Below are 4,604 nucleotides of genomic sequence, written 5' to 3'. Positions count from 1 at the left end.
TAGCCGTGTACCAATGAACGATAGGGTGCTGCAACCTTTGATGATGGTTCAACGACGAAGACAGTTCCAAATGTTGGTACTTACACAGTAGCTTCAGATGGTACGGTAACCTTCGTTCCAGAAAAATCATTTGTCGGAACTGCCCCAGCAGTGACTGTTGTGCGTGAAGACATGAACGGAACCAAAGCGAAAGCAACATACACACCAACAGTAACTCCAGTAACCCCAACAGCGACTCCAGCTGAATCAACAGGTCCTCAAGGTGTAGTTCAAACGGGAACAGTAACCTTCACAGAAGGTGATCCTGTCGCACCAATCGACAAAAATACCATTACCCTTCTTGATGAAAATGGTCAGCCAGCTGCGGCAGTATTTGCAAAATCACCGGCAGGTGTAATTATTGGTACATTTACGGTAGATAAGATTACTTCAGTGGTGACATTCACACCAAGTGATAAATCTTACTCAGGTGAAGTGGTTCCTGTTAAAGTTCGAGCTGCAGATACTAATGGTACAACTGTAGAAACAACTTATACACCTAAGATTACACCAGTTGTTCCAACTGCAGAAGATGCAACATCTACAGATATCCAAGGAGCCACTCAAACTGGTAAGCCAGTCTTTACTGAAGGTGACAGCCGTGTGCCGATGGATGATGACACATCAGCGACTTTCGAAGATGGTTCAAAAACTAAGACAGTTGATGGTGTTGGTACTTATACAGTAGCTGCTGACGGAACGGTGACTTTCAAGCCGCTACCAACATATGTTGGTACACCTGAAGGTGTGCTGTGAAACGTGTCGATAAGAATGGTACGGCTGTAACAGCTAAGTACACACCGACAGTTACACCAGTAGTACCAAGTGCTACACCAGCAGTTTCAGAAGACGTTCAGGGAGCTACACAAACCGGTAAACCTGAATTTACTGCTGGAAATAGCCGTGTACCTATGAATGATGCTGTTCCTGCAACCTTTGACGATGGATCAAAAACTAAGACAGTTGACGGCGTCGGTACTTACACAGTAGCGACGGATGGTACGGTAACCTTTGTTCCAGAACCAAGCTTCACTGGTACAGCACCAGCAGTGACTGTTGTGCGTGAAGATATGAACGGTACTAAAGCTTCAGCAACTTATACGCCGACAGTTAATCCAGTAACTGTAACACCAACTAATAAAGTATCTGAAGACGTTCAAAACGTTCCACAGACAGAAACACCAACTTTTGCCTTGAGCAGTGACAAAACAGCTCAAATCACAAGCAAGAAATTGGTGGATCCAACAACTGGTCAACCGACTGATGATGCAACTGTAACTGTAGCGGGAGAAGGCTCTTACACCATTGATCCAACTACAGGGGCTGTAACCTTCACACCTGAAAAAGACTTTGTCGGAACCGCTAAAGGTGTAACGGTCCAAGCAACTGCAACTATTACAAATGAAAACGGTAAGACCGCAACGATCACATCTGACGCGACATACACACCAACAGTTGTAGCAGCTGTTCCAACAGCTCAACCTGCTAAATCTAAGGATATTCAAGGTGCTACGCAAACTGGTACGCCAACCTTTGCAGGCACAACTGTCCAAGTCAACGGTCAAGACAAGGCTATTACTATTAAGGACAATAGCTACAAACTCTTGGATAAAGATGGTAATGAAGTAACTGGTACAACTCCAGCCTATGCGGCAGATGGTACAACTGTGATTGGTAACTTCTCAATTGATTCGGTAACTGGGACAGTAACCTTCACACCGATTGATAAATCCTACACAGGTGCTGTGACACCAGCTAAGGTCCAAGCTGAAAGTTCAAATGGTATTAAAGTTGATACAACTTACACACCAGAAATCGTTCCAGTGACACCTACAGCAACGCCAGCTGAAACCACTGACATTCAAGGTGCGACTCAAAAAGGCAAACCTGAATTCCAAGGTGGAACAGTAAACGTTGATGGCGTTGATAAAACAGTAGCCATCAATGAAGCTGTACCAGCGACATTTGACGATGGTACAAAAACTAAGACAATTCCAAACATTGGTACCTACACTGTAGCATCAGATGGTACTGTAACCTTTGTTCCAGAAAAATCATTTACTGGTACAGCTCCAGCAGTAACCGTTGTCCGTGAAGACATGAATGGAACCAAGGCGCAAGCGACGTACACACCAACAGTTACACCAGTTAAGCCAACTGCAGAGCCAGCAACTTCTACTGGTAAGCAAGGTCAAACCCAAACAGGTAAGCCTGAATTTACTGAAGGTAATAGTCGTGTGCCAATGAACGACGATGTTCCAGCAACATTTGATGATGGTACAACAACTAAAACAGTTCCAAACGTAGGTACCTACACAGTCGCTTCTGACGGAACTGTAACCTTTGTTCCAGAAAAATCATTTACCGGCGAAGCCCCAGCAGTGACTGTTGTGCGTAAAGATATGAACGGAACCAAGGCTTCTGCAACCTACACACCAACCGTTACTCCAGTAACTCCAACAGCGACTCCAGCTGAATCTACTGGACCTCAAGGTTTGGTTCAAATGGGTACAGTAACCTTCACAGAAGGTGATCCAGTTGCCCCAATCAACAAGGATTCTATTACCCTTCTTGATGAAAATGGTCAACCAGCTGCTTCAGTAGATGCCAAATCACCAGCAGGTGATGTTATTGGTACCTACACCGTTGATAAAGAAACAGGTGTGGTGACCTTCACACCAACGGATAAATCTTATTCAGGTGACGTAGTTCCTGCGAAAGTGCGAGCAGCTGATACAAATGGAACAACAGTAGAGACAACTTACACACCTAAGATTACGCCGGTGGTACCTACTGCTGAACCTACAACATCTACAGATATCCAAGGAGCTACTCAAACTGGTAAGCTAGTCTTTACTGAAGGCGATAGCCGTGTGCCGATGGACGATACCGTTCCTGCAACTTTTGACGATGGTTCAACTACCAAGACGGTCGATGGTGTTGGTACTTACACTGTAGCATTAGACGGAACAGTTACCTTCAAGCCACTTCCTACTTATGTTGGAACACCTGAAGGCGTAACCGTGAAACGTGTTGATAAGAATGGTACGCCAGCAACTGCAACTTACACGCCAACTGTTACTCCAGTAACTCCAACAGCGACACCAGCTGAAACGTCAGGTGTTCAAGGGGCAACTCAATCTGGCAAGCCAGTCTTTACTGAAGGCAACAGCCGCGTGCCAATGAACGATGCCGTTCCAGCAACCTTTGATGACGGGTCTACTTCTAAGACAGTTGATGGCATTGGTACATACACAGTAGCATCAGACGGAACTGTAACTTTTGTTCCAGACCCAAGCTTCACTGGTACAGCACCAGCTGTAACCGTTGTTCGTGAAGATAAGAACGGAACCAAAGCCTCTGCAACTTATACACCAACTGTAAATCCGGTCACTCTTACTCCAACAAACAAAGTTTCTGAAGACATTCAAAATGTCCCTCAAACAGAGACTCCTACATTTGCTTTGAGTGATGATGAGACTGCTCAAATTACAAGCAAGAAATTGATTGACCCTGCAACAGGTCAACCAACAGATGAAACAAGTGTGACAGTGGCAGGTGAAGGAACTTATACAATCGATCCTACTACAGGAGCGGTTACCTTTACTCCTGAAAAAGACTTTGTTGGGACAGCTAAAGGTGTAACTGTTCAGGCAACTGCGACAGTTACAAATGAAGCTGGTAAGACTTCAACTATTACTTCAGATGCAAGTTACACCCCAACAGTTGTAGCTGCTGTTCCAACAGCTCAACCAGCTACATCTAAAGACATCCAAGGTGCAACTCAAACAGGAACTCCAACCTTTGCAGGTACAACAGTTCAAGTTAATGGTCAAGACAAAACAATCACCATCAAAGACAACAGTTACACATTGTTAGACAAAGATGGTAACGAAGTTTCAACGACACCAGCTTATGCGGCAGACGGTACAACTGAAATCGGTACTTACTCAATTGATCCAGCAACTGGCCAAGTAACCTTCACACCAACTGACAAATCTTATACAGGTCAAGTAACGCCTGTTAAGGTTCAAGCCGAAAGCTCAAACGGTATCAAGGTAGATACAACTTATACACCTGAAATCGTTCCAGTAACCCCAACAGCGACACCAGCTGAAACCACTGATATTCAAGGTGCTACACAAACAGGTAAACCTGAATTCAAGGGTGGCACTGTAACCGTTGATGGCGTTGAGAAAACAGTAGAAATTAATGAAGATGTTCCAGCAACCTTTGACGATGGCTCAACTACCAAGACAGTAGATGGCGTTGGTACCTACACAGTAGCAGCAGACGGAACCGTAACCTTCGTACCTGAGAAATCATTCGTCGGAACTGCTCCAGCAGTGATGGTTGTTCGTGAAGATAAGAACGGAACCAAAGCTTCTGCAACTTATACACCAACTGTGACTCCAGTAACACCGACAGCGACACCAGTTGAAACTACAGATATTCAAGGTGCTACACAAACTGGTAAACCTGTATTTACTGAAGGCGACAGCCGTGTGCCAATGAACGATGATGTTCCAGCAACATTTGATGATGGCTCAACTACCAAGACAGTA

At 44.8% G+C, this 4,604-nt stretch carries 1 pseudogene; it reads left to right on the top strand.

Annotated features, from left to right (window positions below):
• Window positions 1-51: 51 nt before the first annotated feature.
• A pseudogene (locus HSISS2_RS04040) lies at window positions 52-4,604 on the top strand (CshA family fibrillar surface protein C); the annotation flags it as partial.

Source organism: Streptococcus sp. HSISS2 (assembly GCF_000448665.1).
Lineage (GTDB): Bacteria > Bacillota > Bacilli > Lactobacillales > Streptococcaceae > Streptococcus > Streptococcus raffinosi.
The sequence above is the reverse complement of the archived record's forward strand: the minus strand, read 5'-3'. Positions and strand labels throughout refer to the sequence as shown.